We start from the raw sequence: 18477 nt of genomic DNA on the forward strand, positions 1-18477 counted from the left end.
AAGTCCTTCCATGTCTTGGGGAGGTTTTTTGCGTTTATTTTTGATACTTTGTGATGGGTGTGATGCGAAGGTAAAATACAACTATATTTGTGCGCTAACCCGCAGAACGACAATTATTTTCATGTAAGCATTGTACGCTACAGTATGTAAATGTACCATAAGGAAGAAGTTGTACCTTCACCAGGAAGAAATGCCCGGTGTATCATTGAACAGCTACCTTATCACAGAGAAATCTAAGCGCTTTATAAAAAGAGGGAGGGTACATATGCAGCTCCTATGGTCCAAATTTTCACCCGTGTTCCGCCGATTCCTCATTTCGTATCTTGTCATTCTGATGATTCCTCAAATTGCGGGATATGCCTCTTACCGAGCTTCTATTGAAGCGGCCCGTTCCAGCTCCATTGAAAACAGCTTGAAGTCGCTGAGTCTCGGGAAAGAGATCATTGAGCGAAATCTTCTTCAAGTCGAAGCTTTTACCAGGCAGCTTGCCGTCAATCCCGATTTGCAAAATTTAATTGCTGGCCCAAAGCCGCATGATCTCTACAATGTCTACGGTATGAACCGTATGCAGCGGAGTCTCTCCATGTACAGCAGTACCAATGATTACTTGTCCCATTTCTTCATTCACATTCCAAACTACAATGCCATCATCACACCAAGAACTGTGTATTATCGTCCAGAGCATTATTATGCTGCCAATCAGCTGGACGGTATGTCGTTTGATCAATGGCATGACCAAATTCTCAAACAACCACACTTTAATGAAATCATACCGCTTCGAAACTATAAACGTGAAATACTCGGCACTGTGCTTGCAGACGTTCCCGCCATTACGTTTCTGCAATCTCTGCCTTTGAACAGCTTCAACAAACCGCAAGCGACGATTGGTGTCATGATTGATCAGGATCAGATGGCCAGCCTTACTCAACATATTGTGGATCAATATGGCGGCTGGACTCTCGTCACTGATGCGGAAGGACAGATCATTTTCTCCCATGGCATTGAACAAGCCGAAGCCGAGCAAATGGCACAGAGTCACCAGAGAGAAGATAACGCTGCGGAAACGGAGCTGAACGTGCAGAATGTACAGCCTGGAAGTGATGGTCGGCTGCTGATATCGATGCAGTCCAGTCAAAATGGATGGAATTACATGGCAGGGATTCCGGAGAAAGCACTCATGACAAAAGCGGACCAAATCAAACAAGTCACGCTGGTCTTTACTTTGGCAACCATTGCCTTGGGACTGTTATTCGGGCTGATTCTGGCCTATCGGAATAGTGCACCCGTATACAGATTGTTGGCCTCTTTTCGGGAACAAATCACCGATTCCCCAGGCAGACGGGGCAATGAATATGATTTTTTGGCAAGCCATATTAACAATCTCATTGCAAATAATGACTCACTTAAAAACGCCATGAATGAGCAGATTCCGTTATTGAGAGACGGTTTTATCAAACGTTTGTTAACCGGAGAAGTCTATACCTCACTTGAGTTGGAGGTTATCTCATCCCAGGCGCACATTTCTCTTCATAGCAGCAAGGGCTTGGCAGGCTTAGTGAAGGTAAACGGATATGCCAATCCGGACAGTGAAGAAACTATCCATGAACTGGGTGTCGCAAGGCTGCTCATCAAACAGGTACTTACAGAGTGGAATGCGCAGCTGCTGATCACGGATTGGGGAACAGACCAGATCGCTTTTGCCTGTCCATTGGATGAGAACTCACTGAATGAAGCTATAGGGAGATGTGAAAAAGAGTTGAACACCTTGATGGAAGTGATCTACCGGGAGCATCGGATATCCACAACAATTGGTACAGGTGCAGCTTACGAGGTTTGGAATGATGCAGGGCGTTCCTTTGACGAAGCCAAACAAGCTCTGGATTATGCCATTCATATGGGAACAGATCATCTGGTGAGATTTGAAGATACGATGAAGGAAAATGAAATGTTTTATTATCCGATTGAGTCTGAACAGCGCCTGCTGAACACGATCAAAGTCGGTGAGCCTGAAGAGGCGATACGCATTCTGGAGCAATTGTTTCTTCGTAATTTAGAGGAGCGGGAACTTTCCTACGAGATGACACAGCAGTTCATCATGGAGCTGAAGGGGACTTTTCTGAAGCTGGACGAACCCAAATTCAAGCTGGATGCCTCCCTGCTGGAGGAATATAAAACTCGTGTGACATCCATTCAGATGACAGAAACGATCACTTCTCTGCGTGCAAAATTCAAACGGTTAACGGAAGACATCTGCGGTGATTTCCAGAGAAGAAGAGCAGGAGCACATGCGGATACAGTAAACGAAATGATTTGTTTTATCCAACAACATTATGGGGATGCAAACTTGACGATCTATCGGATTGCCGAGCACATGAGCAAGTCCGAGAAGTTTATATCCCAACTGTTCAAAGAACATACGGGAGAGAATCTTTCCGATTATGTAGAACGAGTACGCATTGAAGCTGCCTCGAACTTGTTGCATTCCACCGGTCAGACCATTGACGAGATAGCGGAGGCCACCGGGTATAATAGTGCACATTCATTCCGCCGAGCTTTCAAGCGGGTACGCGGCATTTCTCCGAGTGTGTTTCGGAAAATGGACGTTCATAGCGGTTAATGTAGGTTGTTTCTCGGGAACTATATTCGCTTTTTGTACTTTCTCAGCGTAACTGTACCTTTACGCATCCCCAGCGCAATCTTATGATTACTCAAAAAGTAAGCGCTACCAAGTCGAGCTGCAGTTTAGCACGATTTGGAGCCAAGAATGGGGGGATGATTCTGAGAACCACAATGACCAGTGAATCAAAGTCCGTGGAGAAACCGAGTAAACCGTTTGCTTTGAAGCAAGCATTATCCAGAAGCTGGAGGCGACATTGGCAGCTGTATCTGCTGATCCTGCCACCGATTGCTTACTTTATTATTTTCAAGTATGTACCCATGGTGAATGCGGTCCTGGCTTTTAAAGATTACAACGTCATCAAGGGGATCTGGGGCAGTCCGTGGGCCGGAACCAAGTATTTCGAATTACTTTTTCAGAATCCGGCGTTTGTCACGCTGATCAAGAACACGCTTTACATTTCGTTTTACAGCCTGATCGTTGGTTTCCCGATTCCTATATTACTGGCGCTGGCGCTGAACGAAATCAAAAACATACGATTCAAAAAAACAGTACAAATGGTGACGTATGCTCCATATTTTATCTCTACCGTTGTTATGGTCTCCATCATTATGCTCTTTCTGTCTCCTAGACTGGGTATTGTCAACACGATTGCAGGCGCCCTTGGTTTCGAAGCGGTGAATTTTCTCGGTGAGCCCGGACTATTTCGATCCATCTACGTATTCTCCGATGTGTGGCAGGGAATGGGGTACTCCGCTGTGATATATCTGGCTGCTCTGGCAGGTGTTGATCCATCCCTATATGAAGCCGCCAAAGTGGACGGAGCCAACCGAATACAGAAAATCATTAATGTTGATCTGCCTGGACTACTTCCGGCAGCCGTCATCATTCTGATCCTGAGTGTAGGGAATATCATGGCTGTTGGGTTCGAAAAAATATATTTGCTGCAAAATCCGCTCAACCTGTCTGCTTCGGAGATCATCTCCACGTATGTCTATAAAATAGGATTGCTGAATGCCAATTATAGCTTCGCTACTGCGGTTGGCCTGTTCAACTCGGTGATTAACCTGATTCTGCTATTAATCGTAAACGCGGTCGCCAAGCGACTGTCCAATACAAGCTTATGGTAACGGGAGCGAAAGGAGGAGAACCAACTCATGCCTAACACACAGATTAATGCAGGTCGTTCGCGGATCAAGAGCAGCAGTACGATTCGTGAATCCTGGGGAGACCGCGTATTTATAACGGTTGTTTACTTCATGCTGACAGTGGTGCTGATTGCCGTGCTGTATCCCTTGATATATATTGTGAGTTCTTCGCTCAGCAGCCCAGCTGCCGTGTCCTCGGGAAAAGTCTGGTTGTGGCCCATTGACCTGACGTTTGACGGTTACAAGTCTGTATTGCGGAATGATCAAGTCCTTACCGGGTATGCCAATTCCCTTTTCTATACAGCCTGCGGCACCTTAATCAGCGTGGCACTGACCATTATGATTGCTTATCCATTATCCAAAAAAACGTTTGTTGGCCGCAGCTCGTTAATGATGTTTATTACCTTCACCATGTTGTTCTCAGGCGGTTTGATCCCTACCTATCTGGTGGTCAAAACCATGGGACTGATTGATACCCGCTGGGCGTTGCTGATTCCCAATGCCGTCTGGGTTTGGCAAGTCATCATTGCCCGTACCTTTTTTCAGAATTCGATACCGGAAGAATTGTCCGAAGCAGCAGACATCGATGGCTGCAGTGACATCCGATTTATCTTCAGTATTATCCTGCCACTCGCCAAACCGATTATCGCCGTGTTGTCACTTATGTACGCTGTCGGTCAGTGGAATGCATACTTTGACGCCCTCATTTACCTGAAATCACAGTCGCTCTATCCGCTACAGCTGATATTGCGCAGTATTCTTATTCTGAACAGCAGTACGGGGAACATAGATGCATCGGAAATGATCAAACAGCAGCAGATGGCTGAACTCATGAAGTACTCGTTAATTGTGATGGCCAGCTTGCCGGTGCTAATCATCTATCCTTTTGTTCAACGGTATTTCGTGCAAGGCATGCTGATTGGCTCAGTCAAAGGATAAGTTCATTTTTTCTATTATTCATGAAGGAGAGGATTATATTGAAAAAAGCGGGATTCATCATTCTTGCCTGTATGCTGTTTACCTCATTGGTACTTGCCGGATGTTCAAATTCTGATAAGGGGAACGGGGAAGGCAGCAACCCGTCAGGCAAGACAGCCATTAATGTGTTTGCTCACCAGGGTTCGGATACCAACCTGTCCACTAACAAATTCACGAAGAAAATGGAAGAAAAGTTTGATATTCAGTTCAACTGGACCACGGTTCCATTCGACGGTGCAGCGGAGAAAAGACAGATTTCACTGGCTTCTGGTGATTATCCGGACTTGTATCTGCTCATCCCTTGGGTAGATCGTTTCTCCCAGACAGACTTGTTGAAGTTTGGTCAACAGGGGGTTATTTTGCCGCTGAATGATCTGATTGAGCAGCATGCTCCCAATATTAAAAAAGTGCTTGAGAGCAATGACTATTATCGGGCCATGAACACTGCTCCTGACGGAAATATCTATGGTCTGACGGGTCTGAATGAATGTTTTCACTGTTCATATCCAAACAAGATGTGGGTCAACACCAAATGGATGGAACAACTGGGCCTGACCGAACCCACGACGACAGAAGAATTTAAAGAAATGCTTCGGGCATTTAAAACGAAAGACCCGAACGGGAACGGCAAAGCCGACGAAGTACCGCTAAGCGGTTCGACTGAAAATTTCGGTGTGCACATTATTCCGTACTTGATGAACGGTTTTATCTATGACGACGATCGGAATTATCTCATTGTCAATCAGGGGAAAGTGGAGACCGTAGTGAACAAACCGGAGTGGAAAGAAGGGCTTGCCTATATTAAATCCCTGTACGATGAAGGGTTGATTGATCCAGGGGCATTTACCCAAAACGTCGGGGCCTTCAAAAAAATTGGAGATAACGCTGATGCACAGCTTCTCGGTGCGGGAGCAGCGATGCATCCATCATTATTCGTAACCACTGCCGAAGGTTCTCCTTACGGGAATGATTACAATCCCATTCCTCCATTGAAGGGACCCCATGCTGCTTATGCTACGTACAACTATCCGATTGATCCCGGAGCGTCTTTTGTACTGACAAACAAAGCCAGTGAGGAAACACAGATCGCGGCCATAAAGCTGCTGGATTATCTCTATACCCAGGAAGGAACCATGGCATCATATCTGGGAGAAGAGGGCGTAAGCTGGCGCAAACCACAAGAAGGAGAAGTGGCGCTCAATGATCAGATTGAGCCGTTATATAAAGCCATTCCGCTTCCTCCTGGAGAAGAACCTCGTAATGACAGTTGGGCTGCATTGAGTCAGTACAATCATTATCAGGCATATCGGGACTCCGAAGTACAGGGGACAGACATCTATGCCAATGATGGTGGTGAGCGACGTCTCTATGAGGCGACATTGTTAATGGAAGGCAAGGAACCGAAAGAGATTTTCCCTCATTGGGCATTGTGGGTAGATCCGTCCCAAGCTGATGAAGCCAGCATGATGCAGACCAATCTCAAGGATTACATCGATCAGAACGCCCTGCAATTTATTACAGGCGCCAAAAGTCTGGATAAGGATTGGGATGAATATGTGAAAGGCCTGGAGGGACTGAACATTAATCGCTATCTGGAGATTATGCAGTCTTCTTATGATACTTCTTCTGTTTCCAAATAATTAAAGTATCTAAATCATACAGAGCGGGAAAAGTTACTGCCTGTATTTGCATAACCAAACGTTCCCGGTTCGCAGTCAACATATGCGAGCCGGGAACGTTTTTTATTGATATAGATTAAATCGTAATATCATTGCATCCTACTTAGAATTGAGATTGAACCTGTCCTGCAAGCCAAACGTTCACAGGACAGGTATAACGGCTCATGCACATTCCCTTAGTTTAGTACATGCGATATCTTCCGCTTAGAGCGAGCATGCTGAAAAAATACAGGCAATTGTCGTAATAACGTCGCTCTCCCTGACGCAAAGGTGTGTTCCAGAACTTGCGAACGAATGTGTCAGCATGTGGACCGTCTGCAGCCAGTGAAGCCATGGCATTGGTAGCCAGCAAACCTACAGGATGCAGTGAATGTTCGTCGAAAGGTTCACCTTTTATTGTATAACGACGATAATCGGACATTTCAATATCACTGAAGAAGGACTGAATCCGATTGGATTGTTCGATCTGCCAGTGATCCTTGCGGAACCATTCCCAGTCCAGCGCTATATTCGCAGCAACACGGTAGGCATCACTGTAGAAATGTCTGAAATCACCATGCGGCTGTATTGGAGCCGGGGAGCCATCATAGTTCGCATATTCAGGTGATAGTCCGGTTACGGGATGGCAGGCTGTATGAAGGTAAGCACGACTAGCGGCCGCCGCTTCTTTCCAGAAGCTCTGATCTTCTTCATTCGCATATTTCGAGAATAGTTCATAAAAATGAGGCAGATGGTAGGAGGGGTCGCTAAACGGTGTTTCTGGTATGAATTTGATCAGTTTTGTTTCCGGGTCCCACATGGGATCGCCTTCGCCGTCTTCTCCCTGATGTATACATGCACGAAGGATCTTGCGGGCTTGGGCCTTGTAATCATAAGGTTCAGCGCCATCTCCCCAGCGGTTGGAGGCAAAAAAAAGTGCCAGGGCAAAAAACTCCTCACCATCAGGAGCAGGACCTTGCGAGAGTCGGGTTCCGTCAGGCTTGCAATGCCAGGCAAAATAATCTTTATAACGCCCCGCTTTATGTTGCATAAACGTGTGTGAGAAATTCCAGAGTCGATCAAATTCCTCCTTTTTGTTCATCTGAACAGCAATCATCATGCCATAGGACATGCCCTCGGAGCGAACATCGAGATTACCAGTGTCCAGCAAATAACCCTTGTCCTCACCCATGGGGTAATATATTCGAGTATTTTCATCGCCATAAAACAGCTCGCTCCATGTTTCTTCCAATCTATTCGTGATCTCATTCTCATCGTAGCCTAACTTCAAAAACAGATTTGTATATGTACCCGTATCCCACGCGCCTTGACCCGTGATATTCATGAGTATCCTCCTTCATAAATGCGGTTTTTCAAAATTATAACATGGAAATAGTATACAAATTAAAGCGTTTACATGAAAAATTATAGGTGTTCTGATCTGGATGTAATTCTACTCAAATTAAAATGATATATTGGTTAAAATCCTATACTTTGTCAGGTTGTTGTAAAATTATGTAAGGGATACACTTTGGGAGAAGGATCACATCTGATCTAATAATAATCCAAGCTGTGATCCTTTAAATGTTGTTTGAGGATGGTCAGAATCTAACCGGAAGGATGTGATGATGATTTATGCTCCAGGATTCAGGAGATGCAGGTGAAAACACGGAATTCACTGCACCGCGCGATCCAGTTGGAGTGACAGCGTCGGCAGTCAAACCCGCAATTGATTTTGAGTCACATGGATATCGCGACATGATTGGCCGATCTCTTCTGAACAAAGGAAATAATGTCAGATTAAAACGAGCCATTGAGAAGGCAAAAAACGGCGAACCTGTCGTTATCGCTTATATTGGAGGCTCCATTACCCATGGTGCTGGTGCAGTACCTATTCATCTCCAAAGTTACGCTTATCGGTCGTATGAGTCGTTCAAGTTTATGTTTGCGCTTTCAAAAGATAGTCCGATTCATCTGATTAAAGCAGGTGTGGGTGGAACTCCTTCCGAACTGGGGGTTGTACGTTATGATCGTGATGTGCTGAGGGGAAGTGCCGTTCAGCCGGATATTGTCATAATCGAATTCGCAGTCAATGACGCAGATGATGAAACCCAAGGTAAATGTTACGAGAGTCTGGTACTCAAAGCACTTACTGCCGATAACAAGCCAGCGGTCATCTTGTTATTCAGTGTATTCGAAAATGACTGGAATCTACAGGATCGTCTCGCTCCGGTAGGCTGGTATTATGATCTGCCAATGGTAAGTGTGAAAGATGCTGTCGTAGATCAGTTCAACAAGACAAAAGGTGATGGCAACGTTATTTCCAAAAAGCAATTTTTCCATGATATATATCATCCAACTAACATAGGGCATCGAATTATGGCCGATTGTTTGGAATATTTGTTCGACGTGACGAATCGTTCTGAGTGGGATGAGAAAGATCATGATATTGAAAAAGCTCCGCTAATTGGAAATGAATTTGTTAATGTGAAGCTGTTGGATCGGAAAAACGGCAATCATATTGCCCGAATCGATGCAGGCTCTTTTTGTAAAACGGACACGGATCTGCAGATGGCTGAGATGGATGCTCATGACTATGGTACACCTCAATTCCCCAACAACTGGATGCGTACAGGAGAGGGAAAAGAGAATCAGAGCAGCTTTCGGATAAGTTTGCAGTGCAAACGCCTCATTCTGATCTTCAAGGATTCGGGTAACGACGAATTCGGAACTGCAGATATCAGGGTAGATGGGGTATTCGTCCAAAAAGTCGATCCGCGTCAAGTGAACTGGACCCATTGCCATGCCACACTTCTGCTCAACGAAGAGCAAGTGGGGGAGCACTCCATCGAGATTGAAATGGCGGAAGGCCATGAACATAAATGCTTCACCATTCTGGGTTTTGGCTATGTGGATTAACTGAAGACTGATAGTCACTCATATGTTCGGAGGAAAAGAGAATGGAATTGATCTCATCAGCAGTAATGGGATATGACCAGTATCGGGAGAATATACCACGTGGAGTCATGGAGACGGTAGAGTATCCTTCCACCACGGTTGGCAATTCCCGTAAAGCGATGGTGTACACCCCACCAGAATTTTCTTCGACAACGATGTATCCTGTACTTTTTCTTTTGCATGGTATTGGTGGAGACGAAACCGAATGGCATACTCATGGTTCTCCGCAAATTATTCTAGATAATCTGTACAATGATAACTTACTTGAGCCGATGGTTATTGTTTTCCCCAATGGTCGCGCAATGTCGAATGACCGAGCCGAAGGAGACCTGTTTGAACCTGAGAAAATCAAAGCATTTAAACGGTTCGAATCCGATCTGCTCAACGATTTGATACCTTACATGGAGTCGAACTACCCTTTGTATAAAAGCCGGGATAAAAGGGCAATTGCTGGTTTATCCATGGGCGGAGGTCAATCCTTAAATATCGGATTAAGTAATCTAGACCATTTTGCATGGATCGGTGCTTTCTCCGCAGCCCCAAACACCAGAAGTCCGGAGCTACTTGTCCCTGATCTTTCGAAAGCGCCTTCATTACTCTCGCTGTTATGGATCTCTTGCGGTGAACAGGACAATCTTATAGAGATTAGTCTTGGGGTTCACCAATATCTTGCGCAACACGGAGTACCTCATATTTGGCATGAGGAAAGTGGAGGACATGATTGGCCCGTGTGGAAGAACGATCTGTATCTGTTTTCGCAACGTCTTTTCAAGTGAATTTGCTGAAGAACATTCATATCGGATTGCAGCATCAACCAAATCTATTAAAATATCAGGAGGTATAATCTATGTTTAAATTTAGCAAAAAATTGTTAACCGTTGTTCTCGCATCTGCCATGAGTTTTGGTGTCTTCGCAGCCACATCGAGCGCAGCAACAGATTATTGGCAAAATTGGACAGATGGAGGAGGAACGGTCAACGCCGTGAATGGATCGGGCGGGAATTACAGCGTGAATTGGCAAAATACCGGGAACTTTGTTGTCGGGAAAGGGTGGACATACGGTACGCCTAATCGAGTGGTCAATTATAATGCCGGCGTATTCTCTCCTTCAGGTAACGGCTATCTCACCTTCTATGGTTGGACTAGAAACGCTCTAATTGAATATTACGTGGTGGATAGCTGGGGAACGTATCGTCCTACCGGAACGTATAAGGGCTCGATGACTAGTGATGGCGGCACATATGACATCTATACAACGATGAGATACAATGCACCTTCCATTGATGGTACTCAGACTTTCCCTCAGTATTGGAGTGTTAGACAGTCCAAGAAACCAATCGGAGTCAATTCTACCATCACGTTCAGTAATCATGTGAATGCATGGGCGAGCAAAGGGATGTACTTAGGTAACAGCTGGTCCTATCAGGTGATGGCAACGGAAGGTTATCAAAGCAGCGGAAGCGCAAACGTGACGGTTTGGTAAAAATGATGTGATGCAGTTTAACTTCTGCACCTGTATTTGAATTCAATTTTCCGGTAGCGTTGAGTAACGTTATTCTCCAGACTAACGGACCTCGACGTTGCCGGATTTAAGCTTAGTAAAGGAGAATAATGGAATGAGGAAACTGGTATGGTTAACTTTAATCGCCATAGTTGTTAGTCTAAGTGCTTGTTCAACAAGTAATACCACAGTAAACGATGACTTGGTATTTGTCGAAGGAGGAGCCTTCAAGAGCAGTAAGCCAAGTCAGATTGATAGGAATGAAACGCTCGATTCCTTCTATATTGGTAAATACGAAGTAACTCAAAAAGAATGGATGGAGGTTATGGGGGAAAACCCTTCTGGCTTCAAGGGAGACGACCTGCCTGTTGAAATGGTCAGCTGGTATGACGCAGTGGAATACTGTAATCAAAAAAGTATAAAAGAAAACCTGAAACCTTATTACAATATAGACAAAGACAACCAGGACATGAATAATCACAATGAAAACGACACTATAAAATGGAATGTAACGATCAACGAGGACGCCAACGGTTACCGTTTACCCACAGAGGCAGAATGGGAATACGCTGCAAGCGGAGGTCAAAAGAGCTTAAATTACACATACAGCGGAAGTAACAATCCTGATGAAGTTGCTTGGTACTGGGTAAATGCCGGCGAGAACATTCTGACGGGTGACTGGAGCTGGCCCGCTATTGAGAGCAATCGTAATCAAACCAAAAAAGTCGGAACTCAGAAGGCGAATGAGTTAGGCATCTATGATATGTCTGGGAATGTGAGAGAATGGTGCTGGGACTGGTACAGCGATTCGGAGAGTCCCAATCAATCCTGGCGAGTTGTGAAAGGCGGAGGCTGGATCGGCGGTGTCAATAACAATGAAATATCATTTCGAGGCAAATTTGATGCAAATGGTTTTGGTCCCGATCAAGGATTCCGTATTGTGCGTGGAGAATGAAAAATCTTTCTCCTGACAAAGATTACTTCTGAGCTAAACCTATACTTTGTCGGGTGAAAACCTATAGTTTAACAGGTTGTTGTACCAAAATGTAAGCGTTACACTTGAATTGTTCTCCCGGCGCTTCGCTACAATCGGAGCGTTCTTATAGTACGGTCCGATGGAACCATGTTCTATGTTATTGATTAATGACGATGAGACTGGTAGAAATTTTGTTCTCCAAGTTGTGCGAGCAGACAACAATCCTGCTGTTGTTCTGCTGTTTAGCGTTTTCAGAACAACTGGAATTTACCTATTGATATAGATAAAATACATGCAGCTGATCAAGGATAAAAGAGAGGTGAGCTAATGTACAAGGTCATTGTCGCGGATGATGAGCCGTTTATGCTAGAAGGATGGAGAACAATGATTGACTGGCGAACTTGTGGATACGAACTCTGCGGAACGGCAACGGATGGGGAGGAAGCACTTGCTTTATTCAACTCGGTTGAACCGGATCTTGTCGTCACTGATATTCAAATGCCTGTTATGGATGGTCTTGGTTTGATTCACACCTTGCGAGAAGATCTCGCGTATACCTCTAAAATCGTTATCGTTACAGGATACTCGGATTTTAATTACGCGAAGCAAGCCATACGGTATCAGGTCGATCAGTATGTGCTTAAACCTCTTGTTCCCGAGGAAATTCATCAAATCCTTATGGAAATGATTGAACCTCTGGACAAACGCAGAAATGAGCAAAAACAGCAAAATGGAGTCATGGTTACAGATGAAGCCTATGACAATCATCTTAATGAATATCGGATAAGCGAAGAATATAATTTAGAGCAAATGATGAACATCTCCAAAGAGATCTTGGCGTTGATTGAAGCAGAAAACACCTATTCCATCGATATTGCAGTGAGTGCACTGCTAGAGAAGAGTGAGAAAGCAGAGGTATCACTGGAATGGATACATCATGTCATCCGATATATCCATGGGGAGTTGCTACGAAAATATGGAAAAAGAGAGGGTTGCAGAGAAATACTATGTGAAAAAGAATGGCATGCGGCTGCGAGCTGGTCTTCCGGCACATTGCAAGACCTGTGTGCTCGACTGTCCAAGCAACTTTCCCAGTCTGAATTGAAGCAAAAGACGGGTACGGGAGTGCTGGTTTCAGAAGCAGTGAATGAATTGAAGCAGCACTATCGAAGTAAAATTAAATTACAAGATGTAGCTAATCGAATTCACGTGAATTCTGCCTACCTGGGTCAACAGTTCAAGCGGGAGATGGGGGTCAGTTTCAGTGACTATGTGCACCAGCTTCGTGTTGAGGAGGCCCGTAAACTCCTGCGACGTACCAATATGAAGATCACTGACATTGCATTCAGGCTAGGATATCATGATGCTGAATATTTCACCCAAAAGTTCAGAGCGCATACAGGGGAGCTTCCGTCAGTCTATAAAAACAAAAACCAAGGGTGATCATATGCGTCATAAATTCTGGATGTTCCGTAAGGTTAATGATATTCCTCTCCGATCCAAATTTCTGCTTATTTATGTACTTAGTATTCTCCTTCCTGTAATAACGATTAATATCTTCTTTTATCAACGAACCTCTGCGGATATCAAGATTAGAGAACAGGAGAATCTGCGTAAATCCATCGACAGGGCTGCGGGGGAACTGCTTGGCATGATAGATGAGAGCGTTGCTCTGAGCCGAATTATTGCAGCAGACGATTCGCTCTATGAGGCACTGGATCGGACCTATCACTCCCCCGTTGATTATTACAACGTGTACCATGCATTCCTGCGAGATAAATTAACACGGTATATGTCAGCGAATATTCTGGAGGTGCGTATCTATACGGATAACGATACCATTCAGACGGGCAGTCATTACATCGTGATGAAAGACAAGAATGTACTCCCTGGATTGAAACAGCTGAAATCCACCAGTGGAGGCATTCTTGTCGTTGATTATATTGAGCCATCCGGATTTAACGCGGGAAGAAGGATCAGTGTGATTGGCAAAATGGATACGTATACCTCGTATGCGAATTATGCGAAGTATTCCAAGATTGATCTGGAAGTTAGCCGGGTGTATAGCATCTTAAATCGTGAATCAGACAGTCTTCAGCTGCGTCTGGTGGACAGCAACAATCGAACTGTCGTTTCAAGTGGGGAATTCAGCGAAACCGACTTATCTCCCCCTAATAATGAATCAATGCTCAAGGAATCTGGGGATTCTGCTTACACACTCGAAAAATCGTTGGGGAATCTAGCCTACCTAAAGGGTTGGAAATTGATTGGAGTTGCCGATACACGTCACCTTGACCATCTGCTGCAAGAAGCCTTTAAGTCAATTCTGGGGTTGCTCGCATTAAGTATCGTGGTCCCCTCTGTATTGATCTATATTATTTTGCGTTCCTACCACTATCGGATTCGCAAGTTATCCAGACATATGGAGAAGGTTCGTAACGAACGATTCGATCTCATTGAAATTCACGAAGGCCGCGACGAAATTGGCGGGCTTATTCGTACATTTAACATCATGATTGGTAAAATTCATACGCTGATTAATGACGTATATAAACTGGAAATCCGTCAAAAAGATCTGGAGCTGGATCAAGTGAGGACTGAATTGTCCATGCTCCAGAGTCAGATGAATCCCCATTTTTTATTTAACACATTGAATGCCTTGCTGGTCGTTAGTACGAAGAATGGATATACGGAAGTAATTGAGATTATTAAAAGTCTGTCCAAACTGATGAGACAGTTGCTCAGTCATTCTGACAATCTGATTCCTTTGCAAGAAGAGCTGCAATTTACGAATCTTTATCTCCAGATTGAGAAGTTTCGCTTTGGAGAGCTGTTCGATTACACCTTCGAGGTTGATCCTGATGCAGCTTCGTTGCTCATTCCCCGAATGAGTATTCAACCGCTCGTCGAAAATGCCTGTAAACACGGCTTGCAGGCGCGAAAAAATGGAAGAGAGATCAAGATAACGGCGAGACGAAACGCTTCTGAACTGGTTATTCAGGTGATCGATAATGGAATCGGTATGGATGCAGGGAGGCTAACCGAGCTCCTGCGAGATATTCGTTCTGAAAGACCCCGGAACGGCGAGCATGTAGGACTCCGTAATGTCTACCGAAGGTTGGAACTCTTTTATGAAGGAAATGCGATATTTGATCTAAGCAGTGTACCTGGAAAGGAAACCATTGCAGGGTACCGTATACCAATCTCCAAGCTGGAACAGAGGAAATAGGAGGTAAACTCTCATGTACAAAGTACTGTTAGTCGATGATGAACCGTATGCCATTGAAGGTTTACAGCTTCTGATCAATTGGGAAAAGTATGGTTTTGAAATCAAAGGCGTGTGCGCCAACGGTGAGGAAGCCATTCGGATGATGGAACAAGATCGACCCGATCTCGTGGTGACTGACATTCGTATGCCTGTGATGAATGGGCTGGAACTTGTAGAAGAAGCACGACGATTGGAATATGAGTCTGTGCTGTTTGTCATCACGAGTGGATACAGTGACTTTAATTATGCCAGACAAGCTATTCGATTAGGTGTCTCCAACTATTTAACCAAACCGGTTGACAGTACAGAAGCAGAGGATATGTTGGTCCGTCTCCGTATGCAATTACAGGAGCGTGAAACCCAGGAGCGTATACGGGAACATGCAAATGAGCAAAGGATCAAAGCGTTTTTGACTGCACTGATTAAGGATAAGCAAAATATATCGGAGGAGGAGAAGTCGGAGTTACTTCCTCGTTTAAACAAGTCCCATTGGGCATACCTGCGGATAGCCTTTCAGGGAGATATTCAGGAAGTCTGTTCAGTAGTTGAACAAACGGCTGAAGAAACAACTTCCTGTTATGTGATAGATAGAACAAGAGACTCATTGGGACTTGTATGGGGGGAGGAAACGAATGATAGAAATGAGACATTTGAAGCAATTAAAGCTTTTACCCAGCGTTTGATGAACACCATGCAACATAACGGCTGCGGAGATATTCATATCGCGGTTGGATTAACGGTCAACAAACTGGAGCATTTATCTGAATCCTTCCGCTCCGCTCAGGAAGTTGGGCGTTATTTGTTTTTTAATCAAGAGCGTCTTTTGTTTGCCGAAGATATTCAGCTTGAGAATTGGCAGTTTGATCCTGAAACGCTGTCAGAGGTGGACCATATTTGCGATTTGCTTGAAAACGGTTCTGTGGAGGAACTCTCCTCTGCGATTCGGAGTGCTTTTGAACTGTTTGTACAGATGAAGGCTGCGCCAGAGATTGTACATATTTTCTCTACCCACATTATATTCCGCGGACTGTCCCTGTGTAGAGAATTAGGAGGAGAACCTAATGCTCTAATGAATGAATTGGCGAGCGGAATTCTGGAGAAGGGCCATCGAAATATAGAAGAGGTTGCTAACAATCTGGAACATTTCTGTTTGCAATGCAAGTCAGAACTGGCTGTTTTCCGGGAGAGACAAATGGGTGGCATCCAGGCGACGGTTGCTGAATATGTGCAGATGCATTACAAGGAGACATTTACGATCCAGGAGCTCGCAGAACGATTCTACGTGAATCCTGTCCATTTAGGGCAATCCTTTTTGCGAAAGTATGGTAAGGGTGTAATTGAGGTAGTACATGATCTAAGAATGGAAGAAGCGAAGCGTCTGCTCCAGCAGACGAATCAAACATCCAGTGCGATTGCAGAGCAGGTAGGGTACCGCAGCTACCAGCATTTTCTCAGACACTTCGAAAAACGAACAGCCATGAAACCTGTAGAATACAGGCAAAAGTATGCGAATTGATCGATGAAAAAGAAGAACCCCTCCTGAATAAGACCTGCAATTACAGGGGGGTAGACCTTAAATGTATATATTTTGTAACCGCATACATTTCTTCATACTAAAAACAGTAAGACATACCACTTCCAAGGAGGGCAAGTACATGGGGGGACTTAAGAAAAAGAAGCTTTGGGGTTCCGTATCACTCGTTCTGGCTTTGAGTTTGGCACTTGCAGGATGCAGCGGTGACAAAGAGAAAGCGACTACAAAGGATGGGAAAGAGGTACTGAACATCACGGCCTTTATCGGAACGCCAAATCAGGCGCCAGCTAAAGATAACCGAATCTACAAGAAGATCCAGGATGAACTCGGCGTTAATCTTGAGATGGAGTTTCTTGTGGGTGATCTTCAACAGAAGCTCGGCGTTATGATTGCCGGAGGCGATTTCCCGGATCTGATCACAGCAGACACCAAGTTGGTCTCAGCGGGTGCGGTTATTCCGCTCGAAGATCTCATTGAAGAGCATGCACCTAATCTGAAGAAACATTTCGGTAAAGACTGGAACCGGATGAAAGATTCCAGTGACGGACATATTTACTGGTTGCCTAACTATGGAGTGTATACAGGGGAGTTCATTAGTAACTATTATTCTGGTCCTGCATTCTGGATCCAAAAGTCCATACTGAAGGATGCTGGGTACCCAACTCCTAAAACGTTGGATGATTTCACAAAGTTGATCCGTGATTATGCAGCCAAGAATCCAACGATTGATGGTCAACCGACGATTGGTTTCACTACATTGGCTTCAGACTGGCGGACGTTCCCTTTGCTTAACCCACCTGAACATCTTACGGGTCACCCCAATGACGGGGGCGTAGTCGTAGATGATAGTGGAGTCGCAACCGTTTTTGCCGACAAAGATATCTCCAAACGGTATTATAAAGAACTAAACAATCTGTATAACGAGGGATTGCTGGATAAAGAAGCCTTTGTTCAGAACTACGATCAATATCTGGCCAAAATTTCTTCGGGACGTGTGCTTAGTATGTTCGACCAGCACTGGAATTTCCAAGCCGGAGAAGACCCACTCGTAGCACAGGGGAAAATTGGCCAGACATACGTAGGCTTCCCGCTTGTCTATGATACAAGTATCACAGATCATTATCTGGATCGTCCGGTCATTAACTTGAACAATGGTTTTGGTATCAGTAAAGATGCTGAAGACCCTGTTGCACTTATCAAATTCCTCGATAAGCTTATGGACGAGAAGTACCAGAAGCTCTTGTCATGGGGTGAAGAGGGTGTAGACTATCAGGTGAATGAAGAGGGAAGATTCTATCGTACACCAGAGCAACGGACAGAGCAGGATGATCCGGCATGGAGATTGGTTAACAAAGCAGAAGGTTTTTATGCTGCGGCACCAAAGCTCGAAGGAACATTTGAAGATGGCAATGCAATTGGAGCGATCAACCAACCTGAGGAATTCTATGACAACCTCAAACCGGAAGATAAAGAACTTCTGGATGCATATGGCTTCAAAACGTGGAGTGACTTCTTCTCTCCTGCACCAGAAAATCCAGTGTACTATCCAGCATGGCAGGTCGATCTGAAAGAAGGCTCTGATGCTGCGGTAGCGAACAAACAAATGACAGACACCTCATTGAAATTCTTGCCTAAAGCAATCATGTCAAAACCGAATGAGTTCGATAACATTTGGACTGAATACGTAGACGCTTACAAGAAGATCGATGTTAAATCCTATGAAGATCGGATTAATGAACAACTGAAATGGAGAATCGAGAACTGGTCTGTTAAATAAAAAAATGCGGCAATGATGCTCTCGGAAGGTATCAACCAAAGGATTACTCAGGCGAGTGCCTT

The 18477-nt window shown here is 44.6% G+C and carries 13 protein-coding genes; 12 read left to right on the top strand and 1 reads right to left on the bottom strand.

The annotated features are described in order from the left end of the window. The first annotated feature begins 265 nt into the window (after positions 1-265). The 4 genes from MKZ13_RS15130 (at position 266) to MKZ13_RS15145 (ending at position 6383) form a co-directional block, all read left to right on the top strand. Positions 266-2617: a helix-turn-helix domain-containing protein gene (locus MKZ13_RS15130; protein ID WP_339185114.1), complete on the top strand. Its 2352-nt coding sequence runs from the start codon at positions 266-268 to the stop codon at positions 2615-2617. A gap of 275 nt (positions 2618-2892) precedes the next feature. Beyond that, on the top strand, positions 2893-3747 hold the full coding sequence (locus MKZ13_RS15135) for an ABC transporter permease subunit (RefSeq protein WP_076212151.1): 855 nt from the start codon (positions 2893-2895) through the stop codon (positions 3745-3747). A gap of 27 nt (positions 3748-3774) precedes the next feature. Then, positions 3775-4704, top strand: coding sequence for a carbohydrate ABC transporter permease (locus MKZ13_RS15140; protein WP_339185116.1), 930 nt, complete (start codon positions 3775-3777; stop codon positions 4702-4704). A 38-nt stretch (positions 4705-4742) separates the two neighbouring features. Next, a complete protein-coding gene (locus MKZ13_RS15145) occupies positions 4743-6383 on the top strand; it encodes an ABC transporter substrate-binding protein (protein ID WP_339185118.1) in 1641 nt (546 codons plus the stop codon). Positions 6384-6603: 220 nt separating this feature from the next. Here the strand turns inward: MKZ13_RS15145 and MKZ13_RS15150 are convergent, their stop codons facing one another. Next, positions 6604-7746, bottom strand: a complete 1143-nt coding sequence (locus tag MKZ13_RS15150; protein ID WP_339185120.1) for a glycosyl hydrolase family 8 — start codon at positions 7744-7746, stop codon at positions 6604-6606. Between the two features lie 290 nt (positions 7747-8036). Between MKZ13_RS15150 and MKZ13_RS15155 the strand changes: the two genes are divergently transcribed. The 8 genes from MKZ13_RS15155 (at position 8037) to MKZ13_RS15190 (ending at position 18415) form a co-directional block, all read left to right on the top strand. After that, on the top strand, positions 8037-9320 hold the full coding sequence (locus MKZ13_RS15155) for an SGNH/GDSL hydrolase family protein (RefSeq protein ID WP_339185122.1): 1284 nt from the start codon (positions 8037-8039) through the stop codon (positions 9318-9320). A gap of 41 nt (positions 9321-9361) precedes the next feature. Continuing rightward, a complete protein-coding gene (locus MKZ13_RS15160) occupies positions 9362-10135 on the top strand; it encodes an alpha/beta hydrolase-fold protein (protein ID WP_339185124.1) in 774 nt (257 codons plus the stop codon). A gap of 71 nt (positions 10136-10206) precedes the next feature. Next, positions 10207-10842: a glycoside hydrolase family 11 protein gene (locus MKZ13_RS15165; RefSeq protein WP_221821105.1), complete on the top strand. Its 636-nt coding sequence runs from the start codon at positions 10207-10209 to the stop codon at positions 10840-10842. A 133-nt stretch (positions 10843-10975) separates the two neighbouring features. Next, positions 10976-11815 carry an SUMF1/EgtB/PvdO family nonheme iron enzyme gene (locus MKZ13_RS15170; RefSeq protein ID WP_339185126.1) on the top strand — a complete coding sequence of 280 codons (840 nt, stop codon included), beginning with the start codon at positions 10976-10978 and terminating at the stop codon, positions 11813-11815. Positions 11816-12163: 348 nt separating this feature from the next. Beyond that, entirely contained in the window at positions 12164-13279 is a 1116-nt protein-coding gene (locus MKZ13_RS15175) for a response regulator (protein WP_237175375.1), read from the top strand. Between the two features lie 4 nt (positions 13280-13283). After that, the gene (locus MKZ13_RS15180) at positions 13284-15065 is read left to right on the top strand and encodes a sensor histidine kinase (protein WP_237175374.1); all 1782 of its coding nucleotides are present in this window, start codon (positions 13284-13286) and stop codon (positions 15063-15065) included. A 13-nt stretch (positions 15066-15078) separates the two neighbouring features. Next, positions 15079-16620 carry a response regulator gene (locus MKZ13_RS15185; RefSeq protein ID WP_339185129.1) on the top strand — a complete coding sequence of 514 codons (1542 nt, stop codon included), beginning with the start codon at positions 15079-15081 and terminating at the stop codon, positions 16618-16620. Positions 16621-16759: 139 nt separating this feature from the next. Further along, on the top strand, positions 16760-18415 hold the full coding sequence (locus tag MKZ13_RS15190; protein ID WP_339185130.1) for a sugar ABC transporter substrate-binding protein: 1656 nt from the start codon (positions 16760-16762) through the stop codon (positions 18413-18415). The last annotated feature ends 62 nt before the right edge of the window (positions 18416-18477 follow it).

This window comes from Paenibacillus sp. FSL R5-0701, assembly GCF_037973995.1.
Taxonomy (GTDB): domain Bacteria; phylum Bacillota; class Bacilli; order Paenibacillales; family Paenibacillaceae; genus Paenibacillus.